The sequence below is a fragment of the Streptomyces clavuligerus genome (assembly GCF_005519465.1).
Classification (GTDB): Bacteria; Actinomycetota; Actinomycetes; order Streptomycetales; family Streptomycetaceae; genus Streptomyces; species Streptomyces clavuligerus.
Genome location: NZ_CP027858.1, coordinates 6,085,501 through 6,101,746, shown reverse-complemented (window position 1 = coordinate 6,101,746; position 16,246 = coordinate 6,085,501). Strand labels below are relative to the sequence as shown.

Sequence of the window (16,246 nt, the reverse complement as noted above, 5' to 3'; positions counted from 1 at the left end):
GTCGGACGAACACGCGCGAGAAGACGATCGGAAGAACGCGGTCGGAAGAAAGCGGTCGGGCGGGCGGTCAGACGAACAGCGGGACGGGGTTCAGATCGTCGTACCGGGTCGGCGCGGCCAGTCGTCCCAGCCGCACCGGGACGTCGTAGAGCCTGCCGGGGGCGAACCGGGCCCAGAAGTGGCGCAGTCCGGGGACGATCACCTTCACCACGGGGATGCCCAGGTCGGGCCGGGTCTGGTCCAGGACCAGCAGCTCCATGCCGCGCTCCCGCAGCAGCTCGACGGCCGCGTCCACGTCCTCCCGCAGATCGGGCCGGGGACGGTGGCCGGGGACGGCCGGGCCGCGGGCGGGGACGGACGGGTCGGGCAGCAGATAGGGCTGGTTGCGCACGGTCGCCCCCCACCACCAGCCGAGCGGTTCGGGGGCGACCGAGCCGTATCCCGACCCATCGGCGCGGGCGTCGACGACGGCGGGCAGGAACTGGTTCATCTCGGTCAGCGCCCGGCGCAGGGCCACAGCGGGGTCGAAGTGGGCGCCGAAGCCGAACATGATGTCCTCGGCGGCCTTGTCGGTGCGCCGGGAGAGCGCGGCGAAGACGGGGATGCCGAGGTCGGCGGTGAGGTCGAGGGCCCACACCTCGCGGTTGAGGTCCCGGTAGACGCCGGTCAGCTCCTCGGTCCAGGCGTCGCCGAACCCGCCGCGGCCGTCGAGCCGCACGCCCGGCTGCCGGGTGCGGTTGTACCACCACAGGGCGACGGCGTCCCGTTCCACCAGCTCCAGGAAGCCGTGGAGGATCGCGTCCTCGGGGCTGCTGCCCGCGGCGTTGCCGTTGGAGTCGGCGCGCAGCGAGCGGCGGCCCGCGAGTTGCGGAACGGTGCCGTCGGGCGGGCCGGTGAAGTAGAGCATCCCGGTGGGCAGCAGCCGCTGCCGCTGCTCGGTGAGGGACCAGACCGGGGTCCAGTCCACCGGGGCGCGCTCGTCGAAGGGTTCGGGGATGTGCTGGAACGAGGAGTGCAGGGCGTTCCAGCGTTCGCGCTCGCGGAACTGCTGCGGGGCGAAGAGCTGGCAGCGGTCGGGGGAGACGGCGCTGTCGCCGAGGGCGCGCAGGCTGTCGCGGACGCGCGGCTCGTCGCCCTGGAGGGTGCCGCTGTATCGTTCCAGCGCTTCGCAGAGCGCGCTGACCTCGGCGTCCAGCGGGGTGGCGCCCTTGCCGCCGCTGACCTGGCGCAGCCCCATCCGCAGTTGGGCGAGGTCGGTGGCGCCGACGGCGGGGTTGCGGCCGGAGAGGTAGCAGTGCAGCCCGGTGGGGGCGCGCGGGTCGCGGCGGATGGTGTCGACGACGCCGGTGATCGGGCTGACCAGATGTCCGTAGGCGTCCTTGACCTGCTGGGCGGAGCGGGAGCGGTGACCGCCCCCGCCGCTGTGGCTCTTGGGCCGCGGGACGAGATGCACGGGGCGGCGCACCTGTTCGGCGACGAGTCCGGGGTCTCCGCAGGCGGGGCACTGCGGGCGGCGGCGCAGCTCGTGGTGGCGGGTGGCGAGCGAGAGCGTCTCCAGGGTCAGGACGGCGGACTGACCCGGATAACGGTATCCCGCAAGCCACTTGGCCGCTTCCAGGACGGTGAGCTGGGCCGCGCCCGCGGTGGACACGGGGATCCGGGCGGCGGGCCTGGGCACGGGGCCGGTGAGGCCGAGGGCGCGCCGGACCGGGGCCTCGGAGAGGCGGTGGCCGCGCAGCCGGTGGGCCAGACAGGTCCAGCAGGCGCCGACCCCGGGGGTGAAGACGGGGCCGATCCAGGCGGTGGAGCCGCCGGTCCTGGCGGGCAGCCAGGGCCTGCCGCTGACGCGGTGCACGGCGTCGATGTCGCCCAGTTCGGGGTCGAGGTAGTCCTCGCAGACGACGAGGGACAGCTCGCCCGCGGCGACGGCGGCGCCGTAGTCGCGGGCGTCGGCGGCCACGGCGGTCAGACCGGCGTCGGCGCAGGCGGCGAGGATGGGCCCGGCGTCGGCGGTGCCCACGGACAGGACCTGGACCCGGGCGGCGGCGAGCCGGGACAGGGCCTCGGCGCCGTCGATTCCGGCGAGTTCCCAGTAGGCGCGGGCGGGGTCGCGCACGGTGTCGGCGGGGGTCGCGGCGGAGTAGCCGACGAGACCGGCCTGGGCCAGTCGTCCGATGAGCCGTCCCGCCTGCTCGGCGGGGATCGTACGGGCCGCTTCGCGCAGCACCGAGGGGAGGTCCCGGGTGCCGTCGAGCAGGGGGACGAGCGCTTCGATCTGGTCGCCCTGGAGGGCGGTGACCCCCCGGTCGGAGAGCAGATAGGCCGCGTCTCCGGCGACGACCTCGGCGCGGAGATGGCTGCGGAATCCCACGCGGCGGCCCCGTGTCGACTCCGCGGCTCTGGCGGGGCGTTCCCCGTGGACGGCGGTCATCGCAGGATCGTCCGGTTCGCGGCCGAGAGTGACACGGAGTCCATCTGGATGCAGTAGGTCCCCGTGGAGTGGACGATGACCGGCAGGTTCAGCTCCTCGATGGACAGCTCCGACACCGGGGTGTCCGGCAGTGCGGGGGCCTGCGCGCCGACGGGGAGGGTGTAGCCGTACTCGTCGAGCACGGAGCGGGCGTCGGTGCGGTAGCGGTCCGCGAGGGCGGGTTCCAGCCAGGTACGGGCCATCAGCTCCACCAGCCACTCCTGGGCGAGCGCCTGATCCCGTACGGCACCGGCCGCGGGGGGATTCGTGCTGGTCAGGTCGGTGACGGGCTCGGACGCGAGAAGAAGGGCGTCGTTCACGAGGTCCTCCACGGTCGACTGGTCGGGTGCGAAGCCGAGGGTCTGAGCGCTGCGCGCTGAGTGCTGTGCTGGGCGGTGCCGAGGTGCCAAAGGATCGCGACAAGATTCTGCGATCTCGGCGGTGCGCGGGGACAGTGTTCGGCTCACGCCTGCCGCATGAGTTCTTCATAGGGCTCACCCATGAGTTCCTCATGGTCGGGACCGTCGTGGATTCATGCCGGGCCAATGATCCGATCACTGGGGCAGAACGGGTCCGCGGTGCCATCGTGAAGACCCCGGAGACGAAACCGGGCGGTGTGGTTGGAAGGAGAACCAGATGGAGATCCGGGTCCTGGGGCCGCTCGTCGCTCAGCTCGAGCACCGGTCGGTGGTACCGAGCGCGGCCAAGCCGCGTCAGGTGCTCGCGCTGCTGGCGCTGCACCCCGGACGGGTGGTGACGGTGTCCACGCTGCTGGACGAGTTGTGGGGGGACGCTCCCCCGCGAACCGCGCCGGCCACCCTCCAGACCTATATCCGCCAGCTCCGCCGCATGCTGGCGGACGCCTTGGACCCGGCGGGTGTCCGCGGTCCCAAGGACGTGCTGTGCACGCGGTACGGGGGGTACGCGCTGGACGTGACGTCCGCCGTGGACGCGACGGAGTTCCAGCGGCTGTGCGTGGCCGGGCAGACGGCGCTGCGGGAGGGTCGTGACCTCGACGCCTCCCAGCTCCTCCACCGGGCACTGGGGCTGTGGCGCGGGCCCGCGCTGGCGGACGTGCAGATCGGCCGGGCGCTGGAGGTGGAGACCCTGCGGCTGGAGGAGACCCGGCTGTGCGCGCTGGACGGCAGGATCGAGGCCGATCTGCGGCTGGGCCGGCACGCGGCCCTGCTGGGGGAGCTGACCGCGCTGGCCGCGCAGCATCCGCTGCACGAGACCGTGCACGCGCAGCTCATGCTCGCGCTGTACCGGTGCGGCAGGCCCTCGCACGCGCTGAGCGCCTATCACCGGCTGCGCCGCTCGCTCATCCGTGAGCTGGCGCTGGAGCCCTCACCCCGGCTCCAGCGGCTGCACCAGGCGATCCTGGAGGCGGACCCGTCGCTGGAGCCCCCGTACCCGGTGGGGCACGGCGGGCGGCCGGCGCGCGCCGATTGGCTGGTGACCGCCTCGGCATAGACGAACCGTCCCGCAGACACGTCAAGGAGCACCCACGACGGGCACCCGTCACCGAAGGGGGTTCCCGGCCGCCGGTACCCCGCCGTCCGTGGAGCACATCGGCCCCTTCCGCACCACCGCGCAGGCCATGGTCCCGGGCAACCCGCCCGCGGTCCCTGGCCTCGCGGTGTTGGCCGCCCCGGCTCCGGGCCGCCGTCCACCGGCTGTCGCCCGCGGGGCTCAAGGCACCGTTACCGGTCGTTTGGCCGCCCTTAAGCACCGGTGCCGAATCTGGACGGGTGTCGGCCGGCTCCCTCTTCGCACAGGCGTACGGGGCGGGCCGGTGGGCGGTCACGCCGCTCCCCCGCTCTCCGCGTGCCGGGCCTGTGCCCCGGCCCGGCCGACCGCACCACCGGGCGCGCCCCTGGGCACCGCTCACCTGCGCCCAGGGCCGCCCGGTGGACATCGCGCACCGAGAGGAGACCCGGGCATCATGACGCGTTATCTGAGGCGTGGCGGTCCCGCCGCCGACGGGGACCGCCTCCGTATCTTCTGCTTCCCCTACGCGGGCGGGGGTGCCTCCGCCTACGCCGGGTGGCAGCGCCGGCTCGGACCGACCGTGGATGTGCAGCCGGTGCAGCTCCCGGGGCGGGAGGGCCGGATGGCAGATCCGCGCTTCACCGATCTGCGGGCGCTCGTGGCCGACCTGGACGAGCAGTTGGGCCCGGCCCTGGACGGTCCTCATGTGCTGTACGGACACAGCATGGGCGCCCTGGTCGCCTTCGCCCTGACCCAGCGGCGCCACGCCCTGGGCCGCCCGCTGCCGCAGGCGCTGCTGCTGAGCGCGCACCGGGCCCCGCATCTGCCGCCGCCGGTGATCATCAGCGGGCGGGTCGAGAACGACGACGAACTCGTCCACGGCCTGGCCACGCTGGGCGGTCTGCCCGCGGCCCTGCTCGAACGCCCGGACTGGCTGGCGGCGCTGCTGCCCGTGGTCCGGGGGGACCTCAAGATCTGCGCCAGCTCGGGTGAGGTGGAACGGCTCCCGGTGCCGGTGCCGATCCACACCTTCGCGGGTGTGGACGACCAGTTGGTGACCCCTCGGGAGATCCGCGAGTGGGGCGCGTACACGACGGCGTCGAGCGAGAGCCGTGTCCTGCCGGGCGGCCACTTCTTCATCCGGGAGCAGGAGGCCGTCTTCCTGGAGCACCTGGCGGGGGTGCTGCGGCCCTACGAGGACGCCTCAGGCCACCGCCCACCGGCCCTGGTGGGAGCGGCGGACTGACACACCGCCGGCACCGGGCGCGGGCCGGGCCGCCGCCTCCCCGTGGCAGGGAGGACGGCGGCCGTCCGCGTGCGCCCGGCGGGACGCCTGTGCGGCCGGTGCGCGCGGCGCCGACCGGGGCGGGTGCCCACGGGCGGCACCCCGCGCGGGAAACCCAGCGGCGGATGCGTACGGGCGTCGCCCCCGCCGGGACACCGCACCGGTCTGCGGGACCGCCCGCCGCCGGACGCGCCGCAGGGCCGGGAGGGGCCGCCGCCGGGCAGCCCGCGTACAGAGCCGACGCGTCCGGCGGCAGCCCCGGAGCGATGAACGGCCGCCGGACGCACCGGGTACCGAGGCCCCGTCGGTCATCGGATGTCTCGGGCGGTCCAGTACCGGACCGCCCGAGAGCGATGCGCGGTCGCGGAGTACCGGCACGGACCGGTACACGCGTACACCGGCCGCCCCACCGGGGCACCGGGTCGGCCCCCTGAACGGACTCCCCCACCCGCCCCCTTCCCGCGCGCGAGGACCGTACCGGGGCGGCGGCCGGGGAGGCGGTACCGGAGCGAAGCGCCCCCTTTGGGCGTTCATCGGGCGCGGCGATGAGCGAGGGGGCGAAAACCCGCCACCGCCGCGTACGGCATGCGCCCACACGGCGCCCCATCGCGTCGACGCACACGGGCGGGAACGAACCCACCGGGGTGGGGCCGCGCGGCCCCGTACGCGTACGGAGAGCCGATCTCCTTCGGCACGGACCGCGCGGCGGCGCACACCACAGGACGCGGCGTCCGAGGCACGGGGCTCCGCCGCCGGGGCCGGGCGCACGGCGGACGGGCCCGCGCGGCGGGGGCGTTCCGGGACGTGGGAGACAGGGCACCCGGCCCCGCCACCGGCCCGCGCGAACGGGGCGGACGGGGCGGACGGCGGGCGGGCCGGTACGGAGCCGACGGACCGCCTCGGGCTGCTCCCGCGCCCGCCTCCACGAAGGCGCGGCACGCGGGCGGGGGTCCCCGCCAGGAAGCGTCACTGGACGCGCGGAACGGGGCACCCGGCCCCGTGGCCGGGGCCAGACTGCGGCGGGCCGTCGCTTCGCCCACGCAACCGCAGCCGGACCCCGGCGGGCCGTACCCGGCGGCTCGTCCGGAGGCGCACAGCACGGGGCACGGGCCATCGAGCAGGAGCTTCCCCCACAGGGGGCGTTCCACGGCGCCGGAAACAGGGGGGTGTGACGCGGAGGGGCACAGCACGGCACTCCGCCGCCCGGCCCACGCGAACGGGGGCGGACAGCGGACAGCGGACGGCCCGTGCGGAGCCGACGGACCGCCTCGGAGTGGTCCACCGCCCGTCCCCACGGCGGGGCGTTCCCCCAGGGGCGTGCCGGGACGTGGGAGACAGGGCACCCGGCCCCGCCACCGGCCCACGCGGCCCAGCCCGGACCCCTGCGGGCCGTCGCCGCGTCCGCGCGGTGTGGCGTTGAGGGGCGGCGCGGGCGCGGGTCATCGAGGGTGGGTCAGGGGGCGGGGGTCTCCGCCAGGGGGCGTGTCGGGGCCCGGGGAGCGGAGGGCGGGGAGGGTGGTGTGCGGTCGCGGCCGGGGAGCAGGACGGCGGCGACGAGGACTCCGAGCGCCGCGCCCGCCGCGCCCACGGTGAGCCCGGCGGCGGCGGCGCCGTCGAAGGCGTCCCGCGCGGCATCGGCCACCGCCGCGCCCGCCGGGCCGCCGGTGCTCTCGGCGAACCGGAGCGCGGTGTCGAGGGTGGTGCCCGCCGCGTCGGGGAGCGCCGCGGAGTCCGCCGCGGCGGCGTAGTCGTGGGCGAGCACGCTGCCGACGACGGCGACACCCAGCGCGTTCCCCAGCTCCTGCATGGTCATGTCGAGCGAGCCGGTGGCCCCGGAGCGCTCGGGCGGCACCAGCGACATCACCACGTCGGTCGTGGGGCCGATGGCGAGCCCCATACCGGCGCCCGCGAGCAGCAGCCCGCCGAGCACGGCCGGGTAGCCGCCGCCGACGTGGGCGACGACGAGGATGCCCGCGGCGCCGGTCCCGAGCCCCGCGGCGACACAGCCGCCCGGCCCGGCCCGGCGGACCAGCGCGGGCGTGGCCAGCGTCCCGAGCAGGACCGCGAACGCGACCGGCATCACGGCGAGCCCGGCCGTGAGGGCCCCGTACCCGAGGACGAACTGGAGCCGCTGGGTGAGCACGAACAACGTGCCCGCCAGGCCGAACATCAGCAGCAGGATGCTGACGCTCGCGCCGATGAACGGGGCTCTGCGCAGCAGTTCGAAGTCGATCATCGGGCTGGGGTGCGCGCGCTCCCACAGGACGAACGCGGTCCCGGCGACGGCGGCGAGCGTGAACCCGGTCAGCGGCCCGGCCGCCGTCCAGCCGTCCTTCGAGACCCGGATGACGGCGAAGACCAGCGCGACCATGGCGACGGTGCCGAGCAGCGCGCCGACCGGGTCGGGGCGGCGCGGTTCGGCCGCGGCGGACTCCGGCAGCAGCAGCGCCCCCGCGATCAGGACCACGGCCACGGGCACCAGGTTCACCACGAAGACCGACCCCCACCAGAAGTGGGCGACGAGGAAGCCGCCGATGACGGGCCCGGCGGCGACACCCAGCGCGGACGCCCCGCTCCAGAGCCCGATCGCGCGGGCCCGTTCCCCGGCGGGGAAGACATGCACCAGCACGGCGAGGGTCCCCGGCATGATGAAGGCGGCGCCGAGGCCCATCAGGGCACGGGCGCAGACCAGTTGTCCGGTGCTGTCGGCGACGGCCCCCACCACGGAGCCCGCGCCGAAGACGGCGGCGCCCAGCAGCGTGGCACGTTTGTGCCCGTACCGGTCGGAGAGGGTCCCGGCGGTGAGCAGCGCCCCGGCGAGCACCAGGGCGTAGCCGTCCACGATGAACTGGAGTTCGCCGATGTCGGCGTCGAGGCCGCGCATCATCCCGGGGATCGCCACGTTGAGCAGGCCGTTGTTGAGCACGATCGAGAACAGCGCGACGGAGAGCACGCCGAGGATCCACCAGCGGCGCGGATGCCCGGCCGCGGGTCCGTCCGTACCGGTGCCGTGCCGTGTACCGGTGCTCTGCATGGGGGGCCTTTCGTCGGAGCGGGAGCGGCGGCCCCGGCGGGTCCCCCCGGAGCGGAACGGGACGGGCCGGGCCGTCCCACCCTCCCGGGCCGCCCTGTAGGGCGCCTTGCGCCAGGTCCCGGGCGCTGCCGACCGCGGCCCCGCCCACCGGGCGCTCTAGCGGGACTTCAGCGCCGCTCCCTACGGTGCCGGGGCCGTGCTCGGCCGAGACGGCGACCGACCGAAGGGGGTGTGCCATGGAGGTCCCGGCACGGCTGAGGCAGGCCCGCTCGGCACTGCTGCTGATCTTCCTCGTCCACGGCGCGTTCTTCGCGCTGCTGGTGACCCGAATCCCCGCGATCCAGGACCGTTACGGCCTCAGCGACGCCGCGCTCCCGGCCTTCCTGGCCGCGGTTCCGCTGCTCGCGGGGGCCGGCAGTCTGGCCGCCGTGCGCGTGGTGCGCGCGCTGCCCGCCACGACCGTGGTCCGTACGGTGCAGCCGGTGCTCTGTCTGACGCTGATCACGGCGGGGGCGGGGGACGAGGTCTGGCAGCTCGCCCTGGCGCTCGCGGTGTTCGGGCTGCTGACCGGGGCGATGGAGGCCACGCTGAACATGACGGCGGTGGCGATCGAGCGTTCCTACGGCCGCAGCGTCATCCTGCGCTTCCACGGCGCCGCCAGCCTCGGTGGCATCGTGGGCTCGGTGCTGGCCTGGGCCGGGGCGCACTGGGACGTCCCGCTGGGGGTGCTCTACACGACGGCGGCGCTGGTGCTGATGCCGCTCGCCGCCGGGGTCGGTCCACGGCTGAGCCGGGGCGTTGGACAGCCGGGCGGCACGGCCGGTGCGACAGGCACGGCCGACGCTGCCGGCACGGCCGGTGCGGCACGGAAGTCCGCCGGGAGCGGAACGGGGCGGTCCGCGAAGGAGCGGGGCGTGCCCTGGAAACCGCTGCTGCCGCTCTGTCTGATCATGACCGTGGCGGTCGTCGCCGATTCGACCGCCACCAACTGGAGCGCCAAGTTCCTTGAGGACACGCTGCACAGCTCCGAGGCGACGGCGACCGTCCCGTACACCCTCTACATGGTCGCGACGCTGGTGGGACGCGGCCTGGGCGACGGGTGGGTGCGCCGCTTCGGCGCGGCGGCGGTGCTCCGGGCGGGAGCGCTGCTCTCGGCGGCGGGCTTCGCGGTGGTCGCGGTGGCGCCGGGGCCCTGGGCCGGTGTGCTCGGCTTCGGTGTCCTGGGCGCCGGGCTCTCCGTGATGATCCCTCAGCTCTTCTCGCTGGGCGCGCGGACCCTGCCCGGGGCACAGGATTCGGCCATCGCGCGGGTGAACCTCTTCAACTATGTGGGGTTCCTGATCGGGCCGCCGCTGATCGGCGCGGTCGGCGCGGGGGTCTCCTACCGGGTGGCGATGGCGGTGCCGATGGTCCTGGTGCTGGCGGTGCTGGTCGCCGCCCGTGCGGCGGGGCGCGCGGCGGACTCCGGGACACCGCTCCCGAGCGCCCAGGAGGGCCCGCCGGGCCCGGCCCCCGACCCGCCGGCCGGGACGCCGCCGGCCGGGACGCCGCCGACCGATGGGCCGCCGACCGGTGGGCGGACCGCCACGGGGGCCGCGGCGCCGTGAGCCGCCCCGGTGCGCCCCGGCCCCGGACCACCACCCGGTCCGGGGCCTTCGCCATGCCCGCCGACCCCGGGTGCCGTCCCGCCGTCCTGCGGTCACCTCGTCTTTTAGCCAGGCCAAAGCAGGTGGGCGGAGCATCCACGCGAGGGCGGATTCCGGGGAGCCGCCGCACGCCCCGGCGTGCGGCGGCCACCGCGGACCGGCCCACCGACGATGGGAGAACCATGCGCTGGGAAAGCGTTTACGTGGCGGGAACGGGTGCCTGGCTCCCCGAACCGTATCCCGCCCGCGCCGCCGTGGAGGCGGGTGAGTACGACCCGGAGCAGTGGGAGGCCGACGGCCTGCTGTCGGTCCGGGTGGCCGGGGACGACGTCGCACCGCCCGACATGGCCGTCCACGCGGCCACCACCGCCCTCAAGCGGTCCGGAGTCGACCCCGGGGACGTGCGGCTGCTGCTGCACCACTACGTCTGGTTCCAGGGGCAGACCATGTGGCCGGTGGCCTCGTACGTCGCCGACCACGCCGTCCACTGGTCCGTGCCCGCCTTCGAGGTCAAGCAGGAGTGCAACGCGGCCGTCGCCTCGCTGGAGCAGGCGGCGCTGCGGCTCGGCGCCGAGCCCGGCCCGGCCGCCGCGGTGCTCACCACCGCCGACCGCTTCGCCGAGCCGCTGATCAACCGCTGGAGCGCCGAGGCCGGTCTGGTCTACGGCGACGGCGGCACCGCGCTGGTGCTGTCCAACCGGGGCGGCTTCGCCCGGGTGCTGTCGACCGTCACCCGCGCCGACAACCGGATGGAGGCCCTCGCCCGGGGCGCCGGACTCACCCCGCTGCCCACCGCCGAACCCTATGACCACGCGGCCCGGTTCGGGCACTATCTGCGCACCCGGGGCGGCCATGTCCGCGAGGCCACCGACCGGCTGATCGCCATGGTCAAGGGCGCCGTCGACACGGCGCTCGCCGAGGCGGACACCCAGGCGTCGGACCTCGCGTGGGCGGTGCTCCCGACCGGTGGCCGGAACAAGATGGAGCGGCAGGCCGAACAGCTCCTCGGAGTGCCGGGCGAGCGCACCACCTGGGAGTTCGGCAGCCACGCCGGACACCTGGGCGCGGGCGACCAGTTCGCCGCCCTCAACGACCTCGCCGAGCGGGGCAGGCTCGCACCGAGTGACCGGGTGCTGATGCTCTCCGCCGGCCCCGGCGCCGCGAGCTGCGCCGTACTGGAGATCACCGCCGCACCCGGCTGGGCCGCACCGGCCGGCGGCGGACCGAGCCCGGAGGCAGCGTCATGACCGCTCCCACGTCCGACACCTGGCCCGCGACGGCTCTGATCGACGACGCCGTCGGCACCCCCGGGGCCCCGCGGGTCGAGAACGCCGCCGAGGCGTTCCTGACCGCCGCCGTCGCCAAGGGCCCCGACGCCCCGGCCGTGCGGGACCGCTACGGCGTATGGACGTACGCCGATCTCGACGCCGCCGCCGACTCGTTCGCCCGGGTCCTCGACGGATACGGCATCCAGCCCGGCGACCGGGTGCTGGCCCGGGTGGGCAGTGTGCGGGAGTTCACCGCGCTGCTGTACGGGACCTGGCGGCGCGGGGCCGTGCTGGTGCCGATCAACCCGGGGATGAAGGCGTTCCACCTCCGGGCCGTGCTCGCGGACTCCGAGCCCTCCCTGATCGTCGCGGAGGACGCGGAGCGCTCCGTCGCCGACGGGCTGCACTGGCCCGCCGGGGTGCCCGTCACCACGGTCGGCGAGCTGGATCTGAGCGGACCGGCCGAGGCGCCGGACGCCCGGGTCGAGCGGGACGTCCCCGCCGACCGGCTGGCGCTGCTGATCTACACCTCGGGCAGCACCTCGGCGCCGAAGGCGGTGGCCTGTCCGCACGCCCCGGTGACGTTCGCGGCGCGCGCCATCGCCGCCCGGCTCGGCTACACCCCCGAGGACGTCGTCCTCACGGCGGTGCCGCTCTCCTTCGACTACGGCCTCTTCCAGATCCTGCTGTCCGCGCTGGCCGGGGCCGAGCTGCTGCTGTCGGGCCCCGCCGACCACGCCCGCCTCCTCGGCTTCGCCCGCGACCACGGCGCGACCGTGGTGCCGCTGGTGCCGTCCCTGGGCGAACTGCTGGTGCGGCTCGGCGGCCGGGACCCGAGGCCCACCCGCGTCCGGCTGTTCACCAACACCGGGGCCGCGCTCAACGCCCCGCTGATCGCCTCGCTGCGGGAGGCGTTCCCGGGAGCGGCGGTCGCCCCCATGTACGGCACGACCGAGTGCAAACGGATCACCATCCTGGAGCCCGACGGCGACCTGGCCCGCCCCGGCTCGGTCGGCACGGCGCTGGACGGCACCGAGGTGCTGGCGCTGGACGACGACGGACGGCCGGTGCCGCCCCGCGAGATCGGCGAACTCTGCGTCCGCGGCCCGCATGTGATGGCGGGGTACTGGCGGGCGCCGGAGCAGACGGCGCTGCGCTTCCGGCACGATCCCGGGTCGGGTGCGGTCACCCTGCACACCGGGGACTACGGCTGGCTGGACGAGGACGGCCATGTGCACTTCCAGGGCCGCCGGGACGATCTGTTCAAGCGGCGCGGCTCCCGGATGAGCAGCGTCGAGATCGAGGCGGCGGCGCTGGACATCGACGGGGTGCGCGAGGCGGCGCTGCTGGTGCCCGAGGAGGACCGGGACATGGTCCTGTTCGTCACCGGTCCGCTCGGCGCCGAACAGGTGCTGGCCCGGCTGGGCGAGCGCCTTGAGGCGGCCAAGGTCCCGGACGACTGCCGGGTGCTGGACGCGCTCCCGCTCACCCCCAACGGCAAGACGGACCGCAAGGAGCTGCGCAGGCGGCTGGTGGAGGGAACCGATGACGACTGAGAGGACCGCGGCCGAACGGCTGCTGGTCGAGCGGTACGGCAGTCCGCTGTACATCTACGACCTGGCGCGGGTACGGGCCGCCCTGGAGGATCTGCGGGCGGCGCTGCCCCAGCCCAGCCGGATCTACTACTCGCTCAAGGCCAATCCGCACCCGGGGCTCGTCGCCGAGCTGCGCCGGGGCGGCGCCCGCGCCGAGGTCACCTCGCGCGGGGAGCTGGCCGCCGCCCTGGAGGCGGGCCACCCGGCGGCCGAGCTGATGTACTCGGGCCCCGGCAAGGTACGGGCCGAACTGGACGAGGCCGTCGCGGCGGGGATGCGGACCTTCTCCGCCGAGTCCTTCGGCGATCTGGAGCGCATCGGGGCCGCGGCGGCGGCGCAGGGCGTCACCGCCGACTGTGTGCTGCGGATCAACGCGGCGGGGGCACCGGGCCAGGCGGGGCTGCGGATGACCGGCGGGCCCTCGCAGTTCGGCTTCGACCTCGACGGGCTGACGGAGCAGCGGGCGCGGCTGCTGGTGCAGGGCACCCGGATCGTCGGGATGCACTTCTTCCCGCTCACCAACGCCCGTGACGAGGCGGGTCTCCTGGCCGAGCTGGCACAGAGCGTGCGCACGGCGGCGCAGCTCCGGGAGGAGCTGGGCATCCCGCTGCACCTGCTGGACCTGGGCGGGGGCTTCTCGGCCCCGTACGCGACACCGGGCGAGCGGCCCGTCTACCGGGGGCTGCGGACCGCGCTGAGCACCGTGCTGGACGAGCATCTGCCGGGCTGGCGGGACGGTGAGCCGGTGGTCGCGTTCGAGTCCGGCCGCTATCTGGTGGGCGACAGCGGACGACTGGTGGTCACCGTCACCGACGTCAAGCACAGCCGGGGCAGCGACTACGCGGTCCTGGACTCCGGGATCAACCATCTGGGCGGCCTCTCGGGCCTGGGGCGGCTGCTGCCGCTCTCCGCGCAGCCGCTCGTTCCGCCGGTGCTTCCCGACCAGGGCGCGGGGGCCGCGGAGACGGACGGGAAGACGGACGGGGAGACGGACGGGGAACCGGGCACGGTGACCCTGGCCGGTCCGCTGTGCACCCCGGCGGACATCCTGGCGCGCGCGGCCGAGCTGCCCGGGGTGGCGGCGGGCGATCTGCTCGTCTTCCCCAACGTGGGGGCGTACGGACTCTCGGCCAGCCTGCTGGGCTTCCTCGGCCACCCGGCCCCCGCCGAAGTCCTCGTGGACGGGGGCGAGACCGTCTCCGCGACCCGGCTCGCGCTGCGGCGCCAGCACATCCAACCCGCACCGGTACACCGTACGGAGGAGTTCACCGCCATGACCGAGATCACCGCCGAGGCGGGCGCCGACACCGCCGCGACCCCGCCGTGGGACGAGGAGTACGAGGCGCTGCTGCACGAGGTGCTGCCGCGGCTGCGGGCCAAGGGTCCGCTGACCTCTCAGACCAGTCTCAAGGCCGCCGGGCTCGACTCGCTGGCGATGGTCGAGGTGCTGGTGCGGGTGGAGTCGGCGTACGGGATCGCGATCCCGGACTCCGAGCTGGTGGCGGCCACGTTCGCCACCCCCGCCTCGCTGTGGCGCGTGGTGTCGGCGCTGCGCGAACAGGCCGTCGGCCCCGCCTGAGCAACGGACCGGCCCGGCGGGCCGGGCGAAGGAGAGGAGGAGACCCATGCGCTGGGAGAACGTGTTCGTCGCGGGGACCGGGGTGTGGCTCGGCGAGCCCGAGTACGCGAGCGCGGCCGTGGAGTCGGGGGCGTACGACCGGGAGCAGTGGGAGGCCGACGCGATCGAGTCCGTCTCGGTCGCCGACGCGTCGGTGTCCCCGCCCGACATGGCCGTCCACGCGGCCACCGCCGCGCTGAAGCGCTCGGGTCTGGACGCCGCGGACGTGGGGCTGCTGATCCACAGCTCCATCTGGTTCCAGGGGGTGCCGATGTGGCCGTCGGCGTCCTATGTGGCGGGCCACGCGCTGAGCCGGGCCACGACCGCGTTCGGTCTGGAGCAGGAGTGCAACGGCGGGCTGGGCGCGCTGGAGGTGGCGGCGCGTCAGATCGCGGGCGGCACCCGGGCGGCCATGGTCACCACGGCGGACCGGTTCGGTGCCCCGCTGGTCGAGCGGTGGTCGAGCGAGCCCGGCTTCGTCTACGGCGACGGCGGTACGGCGGTGCTGCTGTCCGGCACGGGCGGTGTGGCCCGGCTGCTGGCGACGGCGAGCGGTTCGGACAACGCGCTGGAGGCGGTGGTGCGCGGACCGGGGTTCCAGCCGCTGCCGACGGCGGAGCCGCTCGATCTGCTGGGCCGGGTCGGGCACTACGTCCGCGCCCGGGGCAGTGTCCGGGAGGCCACCGAGCGGGTCGGCGCCGTGGTGCGGTCCGTGGTGGACACGGTCCTCGCCGACGCGGGCACCGACCGGGAGTCCATCGCCCGGGTGGTGGCCCTGGCCAGTGGCCGCAGCCGGCTCGCCTGGCAGCTCCCGCAGCTGCTCGGGCTGCCCGTGGAGCGCTCCACCTGGGAGTTCGCCCGCCGGGTCGGACATCTGGGCGCCGGGGACCAGTTCGCCGCGCTCAACGATCTGCTGGAGCGGCGGGCGGTGGGCCGGGGCGAGCGGGTGCTGCTGGTCGGCGGCGGCTCGGGCTTCAGCTGCACCTGCGCGGTGCTGGAGATCCTGGATGTGCCGGAGTGGGAGACCTCCGGTACGGCGGGGTGACCCGCCGGGGCCCGGGACGGCCGTACGGCTCCCCCATGTCCCGGGCCCCGTACCGGCCCCGGCGGCGGCCAATGCCCCGGCGGCCGGTCCGGTGCGCCGGGCGGACGCTCCAGCGGCGCTCCAGCGCGGTGCCGGATACTCCACTGGTCGACGGGTGACCGCCCGGGTTCCGCGGTCCGGGCGGCGGGCCCGGGGCGTGGCGCCCCGACCGCGAGGGGAAGAGATACATGGTGATGACCGAAGAGAGTGGCGCCGTCCGGAGTTCGGCCTCCCCGGGGGTGCGTTTCGCCTGGGGCACGCTCGGCGCCCTCCTGCTGGCCTGGGACATCTTCGAGGTGCTGAAGCACCAGGGCTGGGTGATCCCGTCCGCCCTCGTGGGGGCCGCGCTGCCGCTGCTGCCCCGGCTGCTGGGGCGGGCCGGGGAGCACGGGCCCGGTCAGCTCCCGGCGGCGGCCGTGCCGCTGCACAATCTGCTCAACCGCGCCCCGATCCCGTTCGCCGTCATGGTCGTCTTCTCCTTCCTGGGGGACAAACCCGAGGACATCGCGGCCCCCTTCACCTTCGGGATGGCCTGGCTGACCACCATCGCGCTCGGCCGCGCCGCGGGCTTCGGACTGCGGACACGGGAGGGCTGGCAGCGCTGAGCCGCGCCCCGTACAGCGGTACCCGCAGGCCCGCCGCCCCGGTCCGGGGGCGGCGGGCCTGTCCGTGTGCGCCCCGGTGCGGGGCACGGGCGCTCTCCACCGCTGCTTCACCCCTGCGCTAGCCGGTCCTGGGACGCTCGGCGGAACGTA

At 75.4% G+C, this 16,246-nt stretch carries 11 protein-coding genes; 8 read left to right on the top strand and 3 right to left on the bottom strand.

From position 1 onward, the window contains the following. Positions 1–67 precede the first annotated feature (67 nt). Positions 68–2,431 carry a TOMM precursor leader peptide-binding protein gene (locus CRV15_RS25815; protein WP_003959550.1) on the bottom strand — a complete coding sequence of 788 codons (2,364 nt, stop codon included), beginning with the start codon at positions 2,429–2,431 and terminating at the stop codon, positions 68–70. Next, positions 2,428–2,790, bottom strand: coding sequence for a TIGR04351 family putative TOMM peptide (locus CRV15_RS25810; RefSeq protein ID WP_009995364.1), 363 nt, complete (start codon positions 2,788–2,790; stop codon positions 2,428–2,430). The genes CRV15_RS25815 and CRV15_RS25810 overlap by 4 nt, the downstream gene beginning before the upstream one ends. A 316-nt stretch (positions 2,791–3,106) precedes the next feature. On the opposite strand from CRV15_RS25810, the gene CRV15_RS25805 reads away from it, so the two are divergent. Together CRV15_RS25805 and CRV15_RS25800 are read left to right on the top strand one after the other, a co-directional pair. Next, positions 3,107–3,943, top strand: coding sequence for an AfsR/SARP family transcriptional regulator (locus CRV15_RS25805; protein ID WP_003959552.1), 837 nt, complete (start codon positions 3,107–3,109; stop codon positions 3,941–3,943). Positions 3,944–4,415: 472 nt separating this feature from the next. Next, complete coding sequence (locus CRV15_RS25800) at positions 4,416–5,207, top strand: thioesterase II family protein (RefSeq protein WP_009995366.1); 792 nt, start codon at positions 4,416–4,418, stop codon at positions 5,205–5,207. A 1,492-nt stretch (positions 5,208–6,699) separates the two neighbouring features. Here the strand turns inward: CRV15_RS25800 and CRV15_RS25795 are convergent. Beyond that, a complete protein-coding gene (locus CRV15_RS25795) occupies positions 6,700–8,280 on the bottom strand; it encodes an MFS transporter (RefSeq protein ID WP_003959554.1) in 1,581 nt (526 codons plus the stop codon). Between the two features lie 236 nt (positions 8,281–8,516). Here CRV15_RS25795 and CRV15_RS25790 point away from each other — a divergent pair, with 236 nt between their 5' ends. The 6 genes from CRV15_RS25790 to CRV15_RS25765 all read left to right on the top strand — a co-directional run bounded on the left by CRV15_RS25790 (position 8,517) and on the right by CRV15_RS25765 (position 16,096). Further along, the gene (locus tag CRV15_RS25790; RefSeq protein WP_003959555.1) at positions 8,517–9,887 is read left to right on the top strand and encodes an MFS transporter; all 1,371 of its coding nucleotides are present in this window, start codon (positions 8,517–8,519) and stop codon (positions 9,885–9,887) included. Between the two features lie 221 nt (positions 9,888–10,108). After that, positions 10,109–11,173 (top strand): ketoacyl-ACP synthase III family protein, encoded by a 1,065-nt coding sequence (locus tag CRV15_RS25785; RefSeq protein ID WP_003958932.1) that lies wholly within the window; start codon positions 10,109–10,111, stop codon positions 11,171–11,173. Beyond that, positions 11,170–12,750 carry a class I adenylate-forming enzyme family protein gene (locus tag CRV15_RS25780; protein ID WP_003959556.1) on the top strand — a complete coding sequence of 527 codons (1,581 nt, stop codon included), beginning with the start codon at positions 11,170–11,172 and terminating at the stop codon, positions 12,748–12,750. Before CRV15_RS25785 ends, CRV15_RS25780 begins: the two co-directional genes overlap by 4 nt. Then, positions 12,740–14,368: a phosphopantetheine-binding protein gene (locus CRV15_RS25775; RefSeq protein ID WP_003959557.1), complete on the top strand. Its 1,629-nt coding sequence runs from the start codon at positions 12,740–12,742 to the stop codon at positions 14,366–14,368. The genes CRV15_RS25780 and CRV15_RS25775 overlap by 11 nt, the downstream gene beginning before the upstream one ends. 46 nt (positions 14,369–14,414) lie before the next feature. After that, positions 14,415–15,452, top strand: a complete 1,038-nt coding sequence (locus CRV15_RS25770) for a ketoacyl-ACP synthase III family protein (RefSeq protein WP_003958935.1) — start codon at positions 14,415–14,417, stop codon at positions 15,450–15,452. 233 nt (positions 15,453–15,685) lie between these two features. After that, a complete protein-coding gene (locus tag CRV15_RS25765) occupies positions 15,686–16,096 on the top strand; it encodes a hypothetical protein (protein ID WP_003958936.1) in 411 nt (136 codons plus the stop codon). Positions 16,097–16,246 lie beyond the last annotated feature (150 nt).

Coding starts and splice junctions, on each gene's coding strand:
- CRV15_RS25815 (WP_003959550.1), bottom strand. CDS start 2,431: ATGACCGCCGTCCACGGGGAACGCCCCGCCAGAGCCGCGGAGTCGACA.
- CRV15_RS25795 (WP_003959554.1), bottom strand. CDS start 8,280: ATGCAGAGCACCGGTACACGGCACGGCACCGGTACGGACGGACCCGCG.
- CRV15_RS25790 (WP_003959555.1), top strand. CDS start 8,517: ATGGAGGTCCCGGCACGGCTGAGGCAGGCCCGCTCGGCACTGCTGCTG.
- CRV15_RS25805 (WP_003959552.1), top strand. CDS start 3,107: ATGGAGATCCGGGTCCTGGGGCCGCTCGTCGCTCAGCTCGAGCACCGG.
- CRV15_RS25785 (WP_003958932.1), top strand. CDS start 10,109: ATGCGCTGGGAAAGCGTTTACGTGGCGGGAACGGGTGCCTGGCTCCCC.
- CRV15_RS25780 (WP_003959556.1), top strand. CDS start 11,170: ATGACCGCTCCCACGTCCGACACCTGGCCCGCGACGGCTCTGATCGAC.
- CRV15_RS25765 (WP_003958936.1), top strand. CDS start 15,686: ATGACCGAAGAGAGTGGCGCCGTCCGGAGTTCGGCCTCCCCGGGGGTG.
- CRV15_RS25800 (WP_009995366.1), top strand. CDS start 4,416: ATGACGCGTTATCTGAGGCGTGGCGGTCCCGCCGCCGACGGGGACCGC.
- CRV15_RS25770 (WP_003958935.1), top strand. CDS start 14,415: ATGCGCTGGGAGAACGTGTTCGTCGCGGGGACCGGGGTGTGGCTCGGC.
- CRV15_RS25775 (WP_003959557.1), top strand. CDS start 12,740: ATGACGACTGAGAGGACCGCGGCCGAACGGCTGCTGGTCGAGCGGTAC.